Here is a 17,325-nt window from a genome sequence, read left to right as displayed (position 1 = left end):
ATGAAAAACTTCAAACGCACTGCTCTGCTCGGTTTGTCCTGCATGAGCGCCCTGCTCACCGTCACCCAGGCCCACGCCGAGCCGACGCTTTACCTGGGCATGAACGGCGGGACCATGGAGCGGCTCTATGCCGACAAGGTGCTGCCGGATTTCGAGAAAGCCAACAACGTCAAAGTGGTCATCGTGCCCGGCACCTCTGCCGACATCCTGGCCAAGGTCCAGGCCAGCAAAGGCAACCCGCAGATGCACGTGATGTTCCTCGACGACGGCATCATGTACCGCGCCATCGCCATGGGCCTGTGCGACAAGCTGCAGGACAGCCCGCCCCTGCAACAGATTCCGGCCAAGGGGCGGATCAAGGATGAGGCTGTGGCGGTCAGCCTCGGCGTCACCGGGCTGGCCTACAACACGCGCCTGTTCAAGGAGAAAGGCTGGGCTGCGCCGACCTCGTGGATGGACATGGCCGACCCGCGTTTCAAGGACAAACTGGTGTTCCAGTCGATGGCGTCTTCGACGTTCGGGTTGCATGGGTTCCTGATGTTCAACCGGATACAGGGCGGCAGTGAAACCAACGTCGACCCGGGCTTCAAAGCCTGGCCGAACAGCGTCGGGCGCAACGTGCTGGAATACATTCCGAGCTCGGCGAAGATTTCCGAAATGCTGCAGACCGACGAAGCTGCGTTGTTCCCGTTGACGCCAACCCAGGTCACCGCGCTCAAACTCAAGGGCATGCCGGTGGAGTACGCCCAACCGAAGGAAGGCGCAGTGGTACTCAACGTCGCCGAATGTGCGATCGCCAACAACACACAACCGGAACTGGCACAGAAACTCGCCGCGTTCCTGCTTACGCCTCAAGCCCAGGCCGCAGCACTAGAGGATGGGGATCAGATTCCTTCCAACCCCAACACACCGACCACCGACCGCACCCGTGGGCAGGTCGAGGCGATGAAGCAGTACCTGGAAACGGCGATTGCGGTGGATTGGGACCAGGTCAACGAACAGCGCCCGGCTTGGAATGCGCGCTGGAACCGGAGTATTGAACGGTAGGGATTGCTGAAGCAGGTAACGCAAAACGTGTAGGAGCTGTCGAGTGAAAGGAGGCTGCTCCTACACAGGTTCGGACATCGCCAGGAACGGGAGATAACCTGTACACGCCGCAATATTTTGTCCAATATTCCCGGGTTTTCGTCGACACAACTGGCAGCGAAATTAGCCGACTGGTTAAACTATGCCGCCGCAGGTCGGGGAGCCTGCCAGAAGTTTACGGGGTGACATCACATTGGCCGTTCGACCGACCAACCGTTCGCGACTCACACCGCGCTGGCCGTCGTTGCGCCGCCTCTTCGGTAAGGCATCGACCGCGTACGGCAGTGGCTCGGCAAACGACCGGGTCATTCACGACTACTTTCATCACAAGGCCATCGCCCAGGGCTACACCCTCAGTCACAGCCAGCAACGGGTGATCGACTGCATGGCGCAGCACGCCCGCTCACTGCTTGAAGCCGGGGCCAAGAATCTGCCCGGGCTTTATCTGCATGGCGCCGTGGGCCGTGGCAAGAGCTGGCTGCTGGACGGCTTTTTCCAGGCCATTCCGCTGGCGCAAAAGCAGCGCCTGCATTTCCATGAATTCTTCGCCCGGCTGCACCAAGGGATGTTCAACCATCGCGAACAACCGGACGCGCTGGCCACCACGCTCGATGAACTGCTGAGCGATTGCCGTGTGCTGTGTTTCGACGAGTTTCACGTCCATGACATCGGCGACGCCATGCTGATCACGCGACTCTTCAAGGCACTGTTTCGCCGCGGTATCCTGCTGCTGGTCACGTCCAACTACCCGCCGGAAGGTCTGCTGCCCAACCCGCTCTACCATGCCCGCTTCAAACCGGTGATCGACCTGATCAATGCGCGCATGCAGGTCATGGAAGTCGGCGGGCCACACGACTACCGCAGTCAGGCCAGAAGCCACGCTCAGCAGTTGTTCACCCAGGGCCAGTACGTCTGGCCCGCGACACCGGCGCAGCGTCGCGCGGCGAACGTGCCGGCCACGGATGCGCCGGCGATTGCCCTGCCTGTCGGCACTCGCCACCTGCCCGCCCGCTACTGCGAAGGACGCGCCGTTGGCTTTACCTTCGCTGATCTGTGCGACCAGCCCACGGCCGTCATGGATTATCTGGAACTGTGCCGACGCTTCGATCACTGGATCATCGATCAACTGCCCAACCTCGCCGACTGCTCGATTGCCGCGCAGCAGCGTTTCATCAATCTGGTGGACGTTTTGTACGATCAGGACAAGCATTTGATTTTGCTCGGGCAGCGCTCGTTGCGTGAAAGCCTGGGCGGTGATGCCATCGATCTGGCGCGCACCCGTAGCCGGCTGGGGCAGTTGGTTGAGGTGCGGGAGCCGGTTTGACCCCGGGCTACAGGCAGACAATACCGGCCTCATCGCGAGCAAGCTTGCTCCTACAGGGGATCTGACCGGCAATGGGGTTTTTCCCGCTATCATGCCGCTCATTCATTCGATCTACAGCGACCCCCCAATATGCACACCCTTGCACAACTGCGCGCCGGAACGCTGGCAGGCATCACTCGCCTGGACCTCAGCGATAACCTGAGCGAATTCCCCCGGGAAATTTTCGACCTGGCGGATTCGCTGGAAGTGCTCAACCTCAGTGGCAATGCCTTGAGCAGCCTGCCGGACGACCTGCATCGCCTGACCCGTTTACGCGTGTTGTTCTGCTCGGACAACCTGTTCACCGAACTGCCGGCTAGCCTGGGCCAATGCGCGGCGCTGACCATGGTCGGCTTCAAGGCCAACCGCATCAAACACGTACCGGGAAATGCGCTGCCGCCGCTGCTGCGCTGGCTGATCCTGACCGACAATAACGTCAGTGAACTGCCGAGCGAACTGGGCCAGCGTCCGCACCTGCAAAAGCTCATGCTGGCGGGCAACCGGTTGCAGCAGTTGCCCGACAGTTTGCGCAACTGCCATCGACTTGAGTTGATCCGTATTGCCGCCAACCGCCTGACCGGGTTGCCCGAATGGCTGCTGCGCCTGCCAAGCCTGACCTGGCTGGCCTATGCCGGTAACCCGCTGGAAACCGAAGCCGATGCCGCCGCCCTCGAAGCCACCGCGAGCATTGCCTGGTCGCAGCTGCATCTGGAACAGACATTGGGTGAAGGCGCTTCAGGGGTGATTCATCGCGCGACGTGGGCCAAACCGGGGCGGCCTGCCGCAACGGTTGCGGTCAAACTCTACAAAGGCGAAATGACCAGCGATGGCTCGCCGCTGCACGAAATGAACGCCTGCATCACCGCCGGCATTCACCCCAACCTGATTCGCGTTGAAGGCCGGATTGTCGATCACCCGCAACAAACCGACGGGCTGGTGATGCAACTGATCGACCCGAGTTACCGCAACCTCGCCGGGCTGCCGAGCCTGGCGTCGTGCAGCCGCGACGTCTATGCCGATGACACCCGCTTCACCGCTGCTGTCGCCTTGCGTATCGCCCGGGGCATCGCTTCGGTGGCCGGGCATCTGCACCAGCAAGGCATCACCCACGGCGACCTGTATGGCCACAACATTTTGTGCAACGAGCACGGTGATTGCCTGTTGGGAGACTTCGGCGCGGCGTCATTCCATGCCACGCAAGACAACCTGGAAAGCCGCGCATTGCAAAGGATCGAAGTGCGGGCGTTCGGGGTGCTGCTGGGAGAATTGCTGGAGCGGATTACATCGGGGTTGAGCGAAGAAGAGCGTCTGCGCCTGGAAGATTTGCAGCAGCGTTGCTGTCAGCCGCAGGTGCTGGCTCGGCCGGGGTTTGATGAGGTAGTTCAGGCATTGGCGTTACTTGACGCCGACAGCTGACAGCCCGTACAAAAATCTGTGGCGAGGGAGCTTGCTCCCTCGCCACAGGTCAGGTCAAAGCCAGTCCGGCTTAACCCGCCAACCCGACAAACATGTCCTGCACGTCATCGTGGTTATCGAGGCCTTCAAGGAAGGCTTCGACTTCAGCCATCTGCTCATCGCTCAGGCCGCTGACCGGGTTCTTCGGCTGGTAGCCCAGTTTGGCCGACAGCACGGTGAAGCCTTGCTCTGGCAGGGCTTTCTGGACCGCGTCAAGGTCGGTAGGTTCGGTCAGGAACAGGGTCGCGCCGTCTTCACCGGGCTCGAAATCCTGGGCGCCGGCTTCAATAGCGGCCATTTCCGGATCGGCATCCGGGGTGTCCGGCGAGGCTTCGATCATGCCCACGTGGTTGAAGTCCCAGGCCACCGAACCGGAAGCGCCCAATTGGCCCTTGCGGAATGCGACGCGGATTTCAGCGACGGTGCGGTTGATGTTGTCGGTCACGCATTCAACGATCAACGGCACCTGGTGCGGTGCGAACCCTTCGTAAGTCACGCGATGGTATTGCACGGTTTCGCCCAACAGGCCCGCACCTTTCTTGATGGCGCGATCCAGTGTTTCCTTGGGCATCGACGCTTTCTTGGCCTGTTCCACTACCAGACGCAAGTGTGCGTTGGTGGCGGTATCGGCACCGTTGCGTGCAGCAATGGTGATTTCTTTCACCAGTTTGCCGAAGATCTTGCCCTTGGCGTTAGCTGCCGCTTCTTTGTGTTTAACCTTCCACTGTGCGCCCATTACTCACTCTCTTGTCTATGGCGCCGAGACATCTATTGGCCGACGCATGGCGCCAAGTTTATACGGCCTAAAGTTGGCAATCGACCAAAAAATCTCAGCGGCTGGCATCGACATCTTCAACGGCTGCTGTAGGGCAATTCGGAAACTTCGGTTCGCGATGACTATAAGCGTTCGTGGTCTCGTACCCTCAGCACCCGTCCTCCTCGGTAGAAGCGCGCTCGATGCACAACGACAAGGAAAGTCCCTTCACCCTGACACTTCTCGACGACGACTTGAGTCTGCAGGTGGTGCAGTTCAGTGGCCGCGAGGCCCTCAACCAACCCTATCGATTCGATATCGAAGCCATCGGACTCGCACCGGCCTTGCCCCTTGAGCGGTTGCTGCAACAACCGGCGCTGCTGGTTATCGACCATCATCAGTGCATTCACGGTGTGCTGCACAGCGCCAGCCACGAACATCGCGGGCAACAGCGAATCGGTTACAAACTGGTGCTGGTGCCTGCCCTTCAGGCGCTGGACCGGCACAGATCGCGACGCATTTTCCAGCAGCTCAGCGTGCCGATGATCCTGGGTCAACTGCTGCAAGACCACGGCCTGGCCGTCGACCGCTACCGCTTCGAACTCGAGAATGGCCACTATCCCCTGCGGCCTTTTTGCATTCAGTACGAGGAAAGCGACCTCGCGCTGCTGCAACGGCTGTGCGAGGAAGAAGGCATTCACTATCACTTCGAACATAGCGCCGCCGGGCATGTGCTGGTGTTTGCCGATGACAGCCTGAGTTTTCCGCAGGCACCGTTGTTGATGCCTTTTCACAACGACAGGTCCGCGAGTGCTCAATCACCGGTGATCAGCGAGCTGTTCCAGCGCCATGATTCACTGCCGTTGCCACCACGGGTCGATGCCCGGGATCGCGGTACACCGGACACCAAGGACGGCGCCGCCAATCACGCCTCCCCGCAAGCGGCCATGCCCTTGCCGCGCCCTGCTCACCCACAGCGCCATTGCGAACAGCTGAGTCGCCGGCATCTGGAGCGCCTGCGGTGTCAGCAGGTAAAGATCCACGGGCAGAGCAATCACGGCCAATTGCGCAGCGGGTGCATTGTGCAAGTGGCTGAACATCCGCTGCCGGGGTTCAACGATCAATGGCTGGTGATCCAGGCGCAGCATCAAGGGCAACAGGATTCGATCCTGCAGCAGGATTCACCCGGTCTGCCCCGTCGTTACCACAATCAGTTCAGCGCGATTCCCTGGTCGACGGTATTCCGGCCGGCGCTTCAACAAGACCGGCCGCGCATCCCCGGCTTCCAGCCTGCGCGGGTGTGTGGGCCGGCCGGTAAACCGGCGGTCCAGGATGATCAAGGGCGAATCCAGGTGGAGGTGTGGCCGGCGTCAACATGTGATTCCGAGGCGTCTGCCGGTCTCTGGCTGCCGGTGGCGCATGCCGGGCTCGACGCCACCGCGATGCCCTTGGCTGGCAGCGACGGGCTGGTCAGCTTCCTCGACAGCGACCCCGACCGGCCGGTGTTTTGCCCAAGGGGCGGGCAACGCCCATCGCCACCTGCGGCTCGTCCCCAGCCGCGTGGCGACACCCGTCTGTTGCTCGATTGGCTGGTCAATCGCACCGACCACAAGCGTTAGAAGTATCAGCCCTTGTCGGCCTTGCCGGCGGCAGCCGCAAACTTCGCCAGACGCACGTCCAGGTGCCGTGGTCGATGCCCGTGGTCCTCGGCGCGCTCCTTGCGGCGGATCGCGTTGCGCACCATCAACGAGCCGAGATAGCGAATCGGCTCCGGCGGAAAGAAACCCAGCGGCCCGTTGACCAAGGGTGAGCGGGTCCAGGCATTGTCGAGCCCCTGGACCATCGAAGCGAGAATCTGCCCACCCATGTGGCACGGGCCGACGCCGCTGCCGGAGTAGCCAAAACCGTAGAACACGTTGCCGCTGGCACTCATCTGCCCGAAGAACGGCAGCCCGGTGACCGAGCGATCCGATGGGCCGTTCCAGGTCGCTTCGACCTTGACGTCGGCAAACGCCGGGAAGAAGTCCGTCAGACTGCTTCGCAACAAACCGGCATAGGGCGATGGCTGATCGAACACCGGCAACATGCGCCCGCCATAGGCGAACGTATTGCCGCCCTTGCCGAGCATGATTCGACCGTCCGGGGTGTTGTGATAGTAGTGCACGAAAATCCGCGAATCGAGCACCGTGACGCCACTGGTCAAACCGATCTCATTGAGCAAATCCGGCCGCGGCTCGGTGATCGCCATGTCGCTGGAAACGATCGCCACGCTGCGTTCGAACTGCGGGAAGGCCCGGGCCATCCAGGCGTTCATTGCCAGCACCACGCGATCGGCGCGGACGGTGCCGTGACGGGTTTCGATCCCCGCCGGTTTACCTTCTGCCAGACCGGTCATGGCGGTGTTTTCATGAATCTTCACCCCCAGTTGCAGGGCCACGCGGCGCAAACCACGTACCAGTTTGCCCGGCTGCACGCTGGCCGCCGCCGGTGAAAACCAGCCCTCCAGGTGTTTGCTGGAACCGGCCATGCGCTGCACATCGGCCACTGGCCGCTGGGTGAACGAGTTGATGCCATTGCGCTCCAGCGCGGCGATCACCGCATCGGTGGAGCCTACCTGGGCGCGGTTGGTCGCGGTGTAGAGCGTGCCATCGAGGCGGTAATCGGCGTCCACCGCGTATTGCTCGCAGAAGGCGCCGATCGCATGAATGCTGCGTTCGGATTCCTGGACCAGTCGCACGGCCTCTTCAACGCCGAACAATCGTTCCAGGGTGAAATACTTGGCCGACCACGACAGCGCACAACCGCCGTTGCGCCCACTGGCCCCGGCGCCGCAGATATCCGCTTCGATCAGCAACACATCCAGTTCGGGGTTCTGCTCCTTGAGCATGATCGCGGTCCACAACCCGGTGTAACCGCCGCCGACGATACACACGTCGGCGCGGGTGTCGCCTTCCAGTGGCGGACAGGTTTCGGATGCATCAGCGTTCAAGGCCTGGTCCAGCCAAAAGGGTCTCATGGGTCATTCTCCGGTCAGTTGCCCGCACGCCAGCCTGCCGCAGACGCAGCAGGCGACGAGGGACAGGATTCAGGTACGCAAGGGTTTGATGGTCATCGCTTGATTGGGCACGTAGGCAAAGTGAGTGCCCATGCCACCGGGGCGGCTGTTCCAGAACGGGATCAACACCAGTGCGGAGAACATCGCGCAGCCGGCGAAGACGATGAACACGGTCACGGTGTCGAAGTAGCCCGGCAGCAACCCGCCAAGAATCGCCCCGACCGAGCCGCAGCCGTTGACGAAACCGGCCGCCGTGGCACCCGCCTTGGCAGTGCCGAAGTCGATGGCGGCCGAGCCGCTGATCATCGAGTCCGGCCCGTAAAGAGTCAGGCCCATGACGAACAACAGCGCTACCACCAATACCACGCTACCGGTATGCAGGGCGCCCATGAAAAACGCCAGGGACACGGTCAGCGCCAACAGACTGATCACGCAGGCCGGCATGCGCCGGGCGCCAAACAGCTTGTCCGAGGCCAGGCCAATCAGGATCGGCCCGAGTAATCCGGCCAGTTCAAACGCGGTGGGAATGATTGCCGCACCGACCTTGCCCACCGAAGGCATCTGTTCGAAAACAATCACCGGGCCCCACAGCAGAATCGCGTAGCGCGCCGGTTTCAACATGAAATACGCCAACCCGAGCACCAGCACCGTGCGGTTGCGCAGGATTTCCTTCAATGGCACCCACATGCTGACTTTGCTTTGTGCCTCAGCTTGTTCGGCGGTCAACTCGGGTTCCGGTTCCACCGCCGGCAAGCCGACGTCTTCCGGTTTGTTGCGTTGGAAAATAAAAAACAGCACAGCAACCAGCCCTACCACCGCCGCACTGGAAATGAACGCCGCATGCCAGCTGCCGACGAGCGTGTACGCCCACCAACCGGCAAACGGTGACGCCACCAGACCACCAAAGGCGTAGCACGAGCTCCATAAGCCCAATACACGCCCACGTTGCTCCGAGGGGAAGAAACTGCCGAGGTTCTTGCACAGCCCCGACCAACCGGTGGACTGCGCCAGGCCTTGAATCAGCATGCAGGTGGCGAAGATCGGTAGCGTGGCGAAACTGCCCATCACCAGCGCGGCGGCTGCCGATATCAACAAACCACCGAGTACCACAACCCTTGGGCCGAAGCGGTCGGCCAGGATGCCCCAGGTGAATTGGCCGATGGCGTAGGCGGTGAGGTAAATGGCGTCGAGGTTGGCCATGGTCATTTTGTCGAGCATGAACGTCGGGTCTTCGCCAATACCGAGTTTGGCGACCGAAAAGGCTTTGCGGGTGAAGTAGAAAGCGGCGTAGGCGAGCCAGGTGATCGCGAAGATCTGCACGCGCCAACGCTTGATGGTGCCGATGTGCTTGTTCATTGTGGTTCTGACCTCAGGGTGTGAGTGTGCCGGCAGAATTTGAAGAAAACGCCTGTGTTTTTATTGTTGAGCACTGCGAAATCGCCTTGTCCCTGTGGGCGATTCCGGTCAGATGAGTCCTGTTGATGCACGCACAGACTCATGGCACCCGCTGCTGTTCGACTGAACAGTCACCGGGGCTGAGGTGGATAAAAACAATTACTGATTAATAAGTGAAATCGATTTATCGTATTTCAAAAATAAGCTCAGCTTGTTACTGGAGATTCCCATGTCGGTTTCCCACGCCCAGCTCAAAGCCTTCCATGCCGTGGCCGTGCATGGAAGCTTTACCAAAGCCGCCGAGCGGCTGTTTTTGACGCAACCGGCGATTTCCGACCAAGTGCGCAAACTCGAAGAGCGCTACGGCGTGTTGCTGTTCCATCGCAACAAGCGTTCGGTGCGCCTGACTGATTTGGGCGAACGCCTGCTCGGCGTGACGCAGAAATTGTTCGTGATCGAAGCCGAAGCCCAGGAACTGTTACAGGACTCCCAGGCCTTGCAAACCGGCAGCCTGATTCTGGCGGTGGACGCGCCGGTCCATGTGTTGCCGCAGATCGCCCGCTTCTGTGAGCGCTACCCCGGCATCAGCGTGAAGATCGAGACCGGCAACACCGATGAGTCGCTGTTCCGGCTCTTCAACTATCAAGCCGATCTGGCGTTGCTGGGGCGCGATGTCAGCGATGAGCGCTTGCTTTCGTTGCCGCTGCGCAATGACCCGATGGTGGCGTTCGTATCCCGCCATCATCCATGGGCGGACCGCGAGTCCATCACCCTCGCGGACCTCGACGACACGCCGCTGGTACTGCGGGAAATCGGTTCGGTGACGCGTCAGACCCTGGAAGAAGAAATGGCCGGCGCGGGGTTTCGTATTCGCCCGGCGATTCAAGTGGAAGGTCGTGAAGCGGCGCGGGAGGCGGTGGTGGTGGGGATTGGTGTAGGTGTCGTTTCGGCGGCCGAGTTTGGTGCGGATTCACGGGTCTGCGCATTGCCGATCACCGATTGCAAACGCCGGCTGACAGAAACCCTGGTGTGCTTGCGCGAGCAGAGCTCGCGGCGGGTGGTGGCGACGTTTCTGCAAATGGTGCGCGAGAGTCTGGTGTAGGCAGGCCCGGCGTCTTCGCGAGCAGGCTCGCGCCCACAATGGTGCTGTGTCGTCCTGAAAATCTGTGGAAGATGCAAATCCCTAGTGGGAGCTAGCCGGCTAGCGAATGCAGGCGACTCGGTCTACTTGCCTGTCGCCAATCCGAAAAACGCCTGAATAAGGCGCAAATCCCGCCGCCGCTCCATGCACCCCATCATGTGCCGGTTCACCAAGCCCTCACCAATGATCGGCACCGCCGCTACCCGTGGGTCATGGCTGACTTCCACCGACGACACCACACCTACACCCAACTCCGCCGCCACGGCCTCGGTCACCGCTTCGCGACTGTCCAGCTCCAGCAACACCCGTGGATTGACCCTGGCCTGGGCACACGCCTCATCGAAAGTACGCCGGGTGATCGAACTCGGTTCACGCAACACCATGATCACCTGATCCAGCTCTTTGAGCGGCACGCCCCTGGATCGCTGCGCCCATGGATGACCATCGGGCACCAACGCACAAATGCGTGACTCACTCAGCGCCTGCAAATGCAGGCCCTTGCGCGGCTCGACTTCGGTCAACACCGCGACGTCGGCATGCTCGGACAACAACGCCGCCAAGGTTTCCTGAGCATTGCCCAGGCGCAAATTCACGGTGATCCCCGGATAACGCGCACGCAGGCTGGCCAGCATCGGCATGACCATGTGCGGGCCATCCGCCGCCACCTCCAGGCGCCCGGTCAACAACTGCCGGTTGGCCTCGAGCATCACCTGCGCCTCTTCGGCCAGGCCGAACATCGCCCGGGTGATCGCCGCCAGCTTGGTGCCCTCCTCCGTCAATTCCACCCGTCGGGCAGTCCGACGCAACAGGGTGATCTGGTAGTGCTCCTCCAGCGCCTTGATGTGCCCGGTCACCGCCGGCTGGCTGATGAACAGGCGCGCGGCCGCCCGGGTAAAGCTGCCCTCACGGGCCACGGCATCGAAAGCGCGGAGCTGGAACAGGTTCATGAATAACCCTCACTGATGGCTGGCATAACAACAAACAATTTGATTGATAACCCGGCAAATTGCAATTTAGGCACCAACGCTTCATCCCATCGATTGCGAGGACACGAGAATGAGTATTGCCGCCCCCATCCTGCTCACCCCTGGCCCGTTGACCACGTCGGCCCGAACCCGTCAGGCAATGATGGTTGACTGGGGTTCGTGGGATGACCGCTTCAATCAACTGACCGCCAGCCTCTGCGAGCAACTGCTGGCGATCATCAACGGCGCCGCCACCCACCACTGCGTGCCTTTACAAGGCAGCGGCACCTTCGCGGTCGAAGCGGCAATCGGCACGCTGGTGCCTCGCGATGGCAAGGTTTTGGTGCTGATCAACGGCGCCTACGGCAAGCGCCTGGCAAAGATCTGCGAAGTACTCGGCCGCTCGTTCAGTACCTTCGAAACCGCCGAAGACGAACCGACCACCGCCGCCGATGTCGACCGCCTGCTGCGGGCCGACGCCGGTATCACCCACGTTGCACTGATTCACTGCGAAACCAGCACCGGCATCCTCAACCCGCTGCCGGAAATCGCCCAGGTCATTGCGCAACATGGCAAACGCTTGATCATCGATGCCATGAGTTCCTTCGGTGCGCTGCCTGTCGATGCTCAGCAGATCCCGTTCGATGCACTGATCGCCGCCTCGGGCAAATGCCTGGAAGGCGTACCGGGGATGGGGTTTGTCTTCGCTCGCAAAGAATCCCTGGCCAGTGCTGCCGGCAACTCGCATTCGCTGGCGATGGACCTGTATGACCAGCACACCTACATGGCCAAGACCGGCCAATGGCGCTTCACCCCGCCGACTCACGTGGTCGCGGCGTTGCACGAAGCCCTGCTGCAATACAACGAAGAAGGCGGCTTGCCGGCCCGACACAAGCGCTACGCCGCCAACTGTCAGGCGTTGATGGAAGAGATGAGCAAGCTGGGCCTGCGCAGTTTCCTGCCGGCCGAGATCCAGGCGCCGATCATCGCCACCTTCCACGCGCCGAAAGATCCGCGCTACCAGTTCAAGGAGTTCTATGAGCGGGTCAAGGCCAAGGGTTACATCCTCTACCCCGGCAAACTGACCCAGGTCGAAACCTTCCGTGTCGGCTGCATTGGCTACGTCCAGCCAGACGAAATGCGCGAAGCCGTAGCCGCCATCGGCGAAGTGTTGCGCGAGATGGAAGTGCTCGAGATTTAAGTCCACCGCTCCCACAGGTAATCGAACGCCTGATTCCCTCGTTCTTACAGGAATATATTTGCCATGAACTACACCAACCCAACCAAACTGCAAGCCGCCATCCTCGACTGGGCCGGCACCGTCGTCGATTTCGGTTCCTTTGCCCCGACGCAGATCTTCGTCGAAGCCTTCGCCGAGTTCGATGTCCAGGTCTCCATCGAGGAAGCCCGTGGCCCGATGGGCATGGGCAAGTGGGATCACATCCGCACCCTGTGTGATCAACCGCAAGTTGCCGAGCGCTATCGCAAAGTTTTCGGCCGTACGCCGACCGACGATGACGTGACCGCCATCTACCAGCGTTTCATGCCGCTACAGATCGAGAAAATCGCCGAGCACTCGGCGCTGATTCCCGGCGCTCTGGACACCATTGCCAACCTGCGCGAACAGGGCATCAAGATCGGCTCCTGCTCCGGCTATCCAAAGCAAGTCATGGACAAAGTCGTCGAACTGGCCGCCACCAACGGTTACATCGCCGACCACGTGGTCGCCACCGACGAAGTGCCGAATGGCCGCCCATGGCCGGCCCAGGCACTGGCCAACGTGATTGCCCTGGGCATCGACGACGTCGCGGCCTGCGTGAAGATCGACGACACCGTGCCGGGCATTCTCGAAGGACGTCGTGCCGGGATGTGGACCGTGGCGCTGATCTGCTCGGGCAACGCACTGGGCCTGGACTACGAGGGTTATCGCGCCCTCGCCAGCGACGAACTGGCCAGCGAGCGCAAACGCATTCACGCACTGTTCGAAGGTTCGCGTCCGCACTACATGATCGACACCATCACCGACTTGCCGCAAGTGATCGCCGACATCAACAAGCGGCTGGCCCAAGGCGAGATGCCGCAAACCCACTGATTGGCTAACAACACCGCCCCCTGCAGGAGCTACCGCAAGCGCTTCTACAGGGGGCGATGCGATTTGTTGTCAATTAGCTGAACACAGCAACCTGCACCCCTGAGCTTAAGGTAACTCCACTGAAACCGGATTACAGTTAAGGCATACCGTCGATCAAGAACGGTCGCTTAAAACCGGGCCTCAGAGGAATACCGAATGCCGTGGAAAAACTCCGCTTCGCGCTACAGCACCGTGTCGATCACGTTGCACTGGTTAATGCTGGTTTTACTGGCACTGGTTTATGCCTGCATAGAATTACGCGGCCTCTTTCCCAAGGGCAGTGGCGGGCGAACGCTGATCGTCGAATCCCACTTCATGCTTGGCCTGACTGTGTTCGTATTGGTCTGGTTGCGCCTGTTAGCCCGCAGCCTCGGCCCGGCTCCGCAAATCCTCCCGGCGTCGCCGCGCTGGCAGTTAATGCTGGCCAGGCTGATGCACTGGGCGCTGTACATTTTCATGATCGCCATGCCGATTTTTGGCTGGCTGGTCACCAGTGCCAAAGGCAAACAAGTGATGTTCTACGGTTTCGACTTGCCGCTGTTGATCAGCGAGAACAAGGAACTGGCCAAAGAGCTCCAAGGCTGGCACGAACTCGGTGGCACCATCGGCTACTGGCTGATCGGCCTGCATGCCGTGGCCGGGCTTTATCACCATTATGTGGTGGGTGATAACACCTTGTTGCGGATGATGCCAAAACGGGTAACCCGAACCTGAGGTGTGGCCCCTGTAGGCGCGAGCAGGCTCGCGCCTACAGGACTGATGACAATATTCAGGGTTGAGAATTGAACCCCCGCCGCCCCTGCAAGCCGCCGGTATGAACGAAGATCAGGCGTGTGCCCTTTTTGAATCTGCCTGCTTCGACCTGCTGCCTGAGCGCCAGCAACGCCTTGCCGGTGTACAGCGGCTCAAGAGGAACGCCGCTGGCACTTTCGGCCTGTTCGATGAACTCAAGTAACCGCGGATCAACCTTGGCAAAGCCACCACGGCAGGCATCGATCAGCTCATAGGCCGGATCGCTCAGCCCCGCTTGCGTCACAATACTGTCGACCTGCTGCGCCACGCCATGGTCATCCGGCACCGCCAACGCCCCGTAAACCGGGCGTTCGCCCGCTTCGGCAAGCACCAGGCCCGCCAGCGTCGTACCGGTCCCGCAGGCCAGCCACCAACCGTCGTAATCGCTCCAGCCCAGGCCGCTCAAGTGCTCGCAAACCTGATCCTTGAGCGGCATGCAGCCACGCGCGCCAAGTAACCCACCGCCCCCCTCGGGCACAGGGTGCAGGTCGGGGTACCGGGCTTTCCACGGCAACCAGAAACCGGCTTCATGCCGCGCCCGATAACCGCCATAACCCAGCCAATGCAGTTGCATGCCGAACGCCTGCAAGTCCTTTACCGTGGGTGTTTCCTGAGAATGCCCACGCAACAGGCCCACCGTGGAAAACCCGAATCGCTTGCCGGCCGCCGCCAGTGCATGCAGATGATTGGAGTGCGCCCCGCCGAGGCTGATGATGCCTTTGGCGCCGGACTGTTCAGCGACGTTGAGGTGTTCGATCAGCTTGAACCATTTGTTGCCGCTGATCAGTGGGTCGATCTGGTCCAGACGCAAGAGGGCGACTTCGACATGGGCAGTTGTGAGCCAGTCGAGAGACAGGGGTTCGAGGGGGACTTGGGGAGGCCAGTCGTTGGGAGAAAAAAGCATCAATGCCGCTTCCGGATGGAGATCCGGCATCTTAGCAATCAAACGGTGGCGAGGGCGCTTGCTCCCTCGCCACCGCAATTGGGTGGATTACAACTCGGCGGCCAACCGTGAGCCCTGGTTGATCGCGCGCTTGGCATCCAGCTCAGCCGCGACATCCGCGCCGCCGATCAAGTGCACGTTTTGCCCCGCCGCTACCAGGCCATCCTGCAACTCGCGCAATGGGTCCTGACCGGCGCAGATCACGATGTTGTCCACCGGCAACACGTGCGGCTCGCCGTCTTCGCCGATGCGAATGTGCAGGCCTTCGTCGTCGATCTTCAGGTATTCGACGCTGTTGAGCATTTGCACCTGCTTGTTCTTCAGACCGGTGCGGTGAATCCAGCCGGTGGTCTTGCCCAGGCCATCGCCGACCTTGGATTTCTTGCGTTGCAGCAGGAACACTTCACGGGCCGGTGCATGAGGCGCGGCCTTGATGCCGGCGACACCGCCGCGCGCTTCCAGGTGCGTGTCGATGCCCCACTCTTTCCAGAACTCATCGCGATTCAGGCTGGTAGCCTGCCCCTGATGCACCAGGAATTCCGAGACGTCGAAGCCGATGCCGCCAGCGCCGATCACCGCAACGCGCTTGCCTACCGGTTTACGCTGCAGAAGCACGTCCAGGTAGCTCAAGACCTTGGCGTTCTCAACGCCCGGAATTGCCGGGGTTCTTGGCGCGATGCCGGTCGCCAGAATGATCTCGTCGAAACCGCCCTCGACCAGTTTCGCCACGTCCACGCGAGTGTTCAGGCATACCTCGACGTTTGTGGTCTGCAGTTTGCGGCCGAAATAACGCAAGGTCTCAAAGAACTCTTCCTTGCCCGGCACACGCTTGGCCACGTTGAACTGACCGCCGATCTCGCTGGCCGAATCGAACAGCGTCACCTGATGGCCGCGCTCGGCCGCCACGGTCGCGGCGGACAGGCCCGCAGGACCGGCACCGACCACAGCGATTTTCTTGATCTGCTTGACCGGCACGTAGTTGAGCTCGGTTTCGTGGCAGGCGCGAGGGTTGACCAGGCAACTGGTCAGCTTGCCGCCGAAGGTGTGATCCAGGCACGCCTGATTGCAGCCGATGCAGGTGTTGATTTCATCAGCGCGGCCTTCAGCCGCCTTGTTGACGAAGTCCGGGTCGGCGAGGAACGGGCGCGCCATGGAAACCATGTCGGCATCGCCATCGGCCAGAATCTGCTCGGCCACTTCCGGGGTGTTGATGCGGTTGGTGGTGATCAGCGGAATGTTCACCGAACCACGCAGCTTGGCCGTGACCTTGCTGAATGCCGCACGCGGCACCTTGGTGGCGATGGTCGGAATCCGCGCTTCGTGCCAGCCGATGCCAGTGTTGATAATCGTCGCACCGGCCTGTTCGATGGCCTTGGCCAACAGCACGATTTCTTCCCAGGTGCTGCCGCCCTCGACCAGATCGAGCATCGACAGCCGGAAAATGATGATGAAGTTCGGCCCCACCGCTTCCCGCACCCGGCGCACGATTTCCACCGGCAGGCGCATGCGGTTTTCGTAGCTGCCGCCCCAACGGTCGGTGCGGTGGTTGGTGTGGGCGGCGAGGAACTGGTTAATGAAATAACCTTCGGACCCCATGATCTCGACGCCGTCGTACTCGGCCTGTTGCGCCAGGGTCGAACAGGTGACGAAGTCGCGGATCTGCTTCTCGATGCCGTCCTCGTCCAGCTCTTTCGGCTTGAACGGGTTGATCGGTGCCTGGATGGCGCTTGGCGCGACCTGCTTCGGGCTGTAGGCGTAACGACCGGCATGGAGAATCTGCATGCAGATCTTGCCGCCCGCCTCGTGCACCGCGCGGGTGACGATCCGATGCTTGAGCGCTTCTTCCTCGGTGGTCAGCTTGGCGGCGCCAGAGTACACACCGCCCTCGTCGTTCGGGCCGATACCCCCCGTGACCATCAGGCCAACCCCACCCCGGGCACGTTCGGCGAAGTACGCCGCCATGCGCTCGAAACCACCTGGTTTTTCTTCAAGCCCGGTGTGCATCGAGCCCATCAGGGTGCGATTGCGCAACGTGGTAAAACCCAGGTCCAGCGGGGCCAACAGGTGCGGGTAATGAGCGGCGGTCATCGGTAACTCCACAACGAGCGATCACGGATAAATGTGGGCGCTCTTTGGCGCCCCTCTGTCATGGCCTACAGACTATGAGCAGTCCAGCGGACGCTCAATGACCGAAACTGACAACTTAATGATCAAAATGTGCAGTGACCCACGCCACATCAGGCAT

At 61.1% G+C, this 17,325-nt stretch carries 14 protein-coding genes; 8 read left to right on the top strand and 6 right to left on the bottom strand.

What is annotated here, in order from left to right; all coding sequences use genetic code 11:
* From KHO07_RS09635 to KHO07_RS09625, 3 genes are all read left to right on the top strand, one after another.
* Positions 1-1,047 carry an ABC transporter substrate-binding protein gene (locus KHO07_RS09635; RefSeq protein WP_150735225.1) on the top strand — a complete coding sequence of 349 codons (1,047 nt, stop codon included), beginning with the start codon at positions 1-3 and terminating at the stop codon, positions 1,045-1,047.
* A 232-nt stretch (positions 1,048-1,279) separates the two neighbouring features.
* Positions 1,280-2,410: a cell division protein ZapE gene (zapE, locus tag KHO07_RS09630; RefSeq protein ID WP_150735232.1), complete on the top strand. Its 1,131-nt coding sequence runs from the start codon at positions 1,280-1,282 to the stop codon at positions 2,408-2,410.
* Between the two features lie 129 nt (positions 2,411-2,539).
* The gene (locus tag KHO07_RS09625; RefSeq protein WP_212627044.1) at positions 2,540-3,865 is read left to right on the top strand and encodes a leucine-rich repeat-containing protein kinase family protein; all 1,326 of its coding nucleotides are present in this window, start codon (positions 2,540-2,542) and stop codon (positions 3,863-3,865) included.
* A gap of 70 nt (positions 3,866-3,935) precedes the next feature.
* Here the strand turns inward: KHO07_RS09625 and KHO07_RS09620 are convergent, their stop codons facing one another.
* Positions 3,936-4,640 carry a YebC/PmpR family DNA-binding transcriptional regulator gene (locus tag KHO07_RS09620; RefSeq protein WP_008063883.1) on the bottom strand — a complete coding sequence of 235 codons (705 nt, stop codon included), beginning with the start codon at positions 4,638-4,640 and terminating at the stop codon, positions 3,936-3,938.
* 221 nt (positions 4,641-4,861) lie between these two features.
* Between KHO07_RS09620 and tssI the strand changes: the two genes are divergently transcribed.
* Positions 4,862-6,277 (top strand): type VI secretion system tip protein TssI/VgrG, encoded by a 1,416-nt coding sequence (tssI, locus tag KHO07_RS09615; RefSeq protein WP_212627043.1) that lies wholly within the window; start codon positions 4,862-4,864, stop codon positions 6,275-6,277.
* A 5-nt stretch (positions 6,278-6,282) separates the two neighbouring features.
* On the opposite strand, the gene KHO07_RS09610 is transcribed toward tssI, so the two are convergent.
* Together KHO07_RS09610 and KHO07_RS09605 are read right to left on the bottom strand one after the other, a co-directional pair.
* A complete protein-coding gene (locus tag KHO07_RS09610) occupies positions 6,283-7,674 on the bottom strand; it encodes an FAD-dependent oxidoreductase (RefSeq protein WP_150735235.1) in 1,392 nt (463 codons plus the stop codon).
* 69 nt (positions 7,675-7,743) lie between these two features.
* Positions 7,744-9,069 carry an MFS transporter gene (locus KHO07_RS09605; RefSeq protein WP_212627042.1) on the bottom strand — a complete coding sequence of 442 codons (1,326 nt, stop codon included), beginning with the start codon at positions 9,067-9,069 and terminating at the stop codon, positions 7,744-7,746.
* 268 nt (positions 9,070-9,337) lie between these two features.
* Here KHO07_RS09605 and KHO07_RS09600 point away from each other — a divergent pair, with 268 nt between their 5' ends.
* Positions 9,338-10,210, top strand: coding sequence for a LysR family transcriptional regulator (locus tag KHO07_RS09600; RefSeq protein WP_150735237.1), 873 nt, complete (start codon positions 9,338-9,340; stop codon positions 10,208-10,210).
* A gap of 122 nt (positions 10,211-10,332) precedes the next feature.
* Here the strand turns inward: KHO07_RS09600 and KHO07_RS09595 are convergent, their stop codons facing one another.
* Positions 10,333-11,196: a LysR substrate-binding domain-containing protein gene (locus tag KHO07_RS09595; protein ID WP_212627041.1), complete on the bottom strand. Its 864-nt coding sequence runs from the start codon at positions 11,194-11,196 to the stop codon at positions 10,333-10,335.
* A gap of 109 nt (positions 11,197-11,305) precedes the next feature.
* Between KHO07_RS09595 and KHO07_RS09590 the strand changes: the two genes are divergently transcribed.
* The 3 genes from KHO07_RS09590 (at position 11,306) to KHO07_RS09580 (ending at position 14,059) form a co-directional block, all read left to right on the top strand.
* Positions 11,306-12,415 (top strand): 2-aminoethylphosphonate--pyruvate transaminase, encoded by a 1,110-nt coding sequence (locus tag KHO07_RS09590; RefSeq protein ID WP_212627040.1) that lies wholly within the window; start codon positions 11,306-11,308, stop codon positions 12,413-12,415.
* 63 nt (positions 12,416-12,478) lie between these two features.
* Positions 12,479-13,306 (top strand): phosphonoacetaldehyde hydrolase, encoded by an 828-nt coding sequence (phnX, locus tag KHO07_RS09585; RefSeq protein ID WP_150735240.1) that lies wholly within the window; start codon positions 12,479-12,481, stop codon positions 13,304-13,306.
* Between the two features lie 195 nt (positions 13,307-13,501).
* Positions 13,502-14,059 carry a cytochrome b gene (locus KHO07_RS09580; RefSeq protein ID WP_150735241.1) on the top strand — a complete coding sequence of 186 codons (558 nt, stop codon included), beginning with the start codon at positions 13,502-13,504 and terminating at the stop codon, positions 14,057-14,059.
* A 55-nt stretch (positions 14,060-14,114) separates the two neighbouring features.
* Here KHO07_RS09580 and KHO07_RS09575 read toward each other — a convergent pair whose 3' ends face one another.
* Positions 14,115-15,041 carry a pyridoxal-phosphate dependent enzyme gene (locus KHO07_RS09575; protein ID WP_212627039.1) on the bottom strand — a complete coding sequence of 309 codons (927 nt, stop codon included), beginning with the start codon at positions 15,039-15,041 and terminating at the stop codon, positions 14,115-14,117.
* Between the two features lie 87 nt (positions 15,042-15,128).
* Positions 15,129-17,168, bottom strand: coding sequence for an NADPH-dependent 2,4-dienoyl-CoA reductase (locus KHO07_RS09570; protein ID WP_075948008.1), 2,040 nt, complete (start codon positions 17,166-17,168; stop codon positions 15,129-15,131).
* Positions 17,169-17,325 lie beyond the last annotated feature (157 nt).

Source organism: Pseudomonas sp. PP3 (genome assembly GCF_905336995.1).
Taxonomy (GTDB): domain Bacteria; phylum Pseudomonadota; class Gammaproteobacteria; order Pseudomonadales; family Pseudomonadaceae; genus Aquipseudomonas; species Aquipseudomonas reinekei.
Note: the sequence above shows the minus strand (reverse complement) of the source record. Positions and strands in the feature narration are given on the sequence as shown.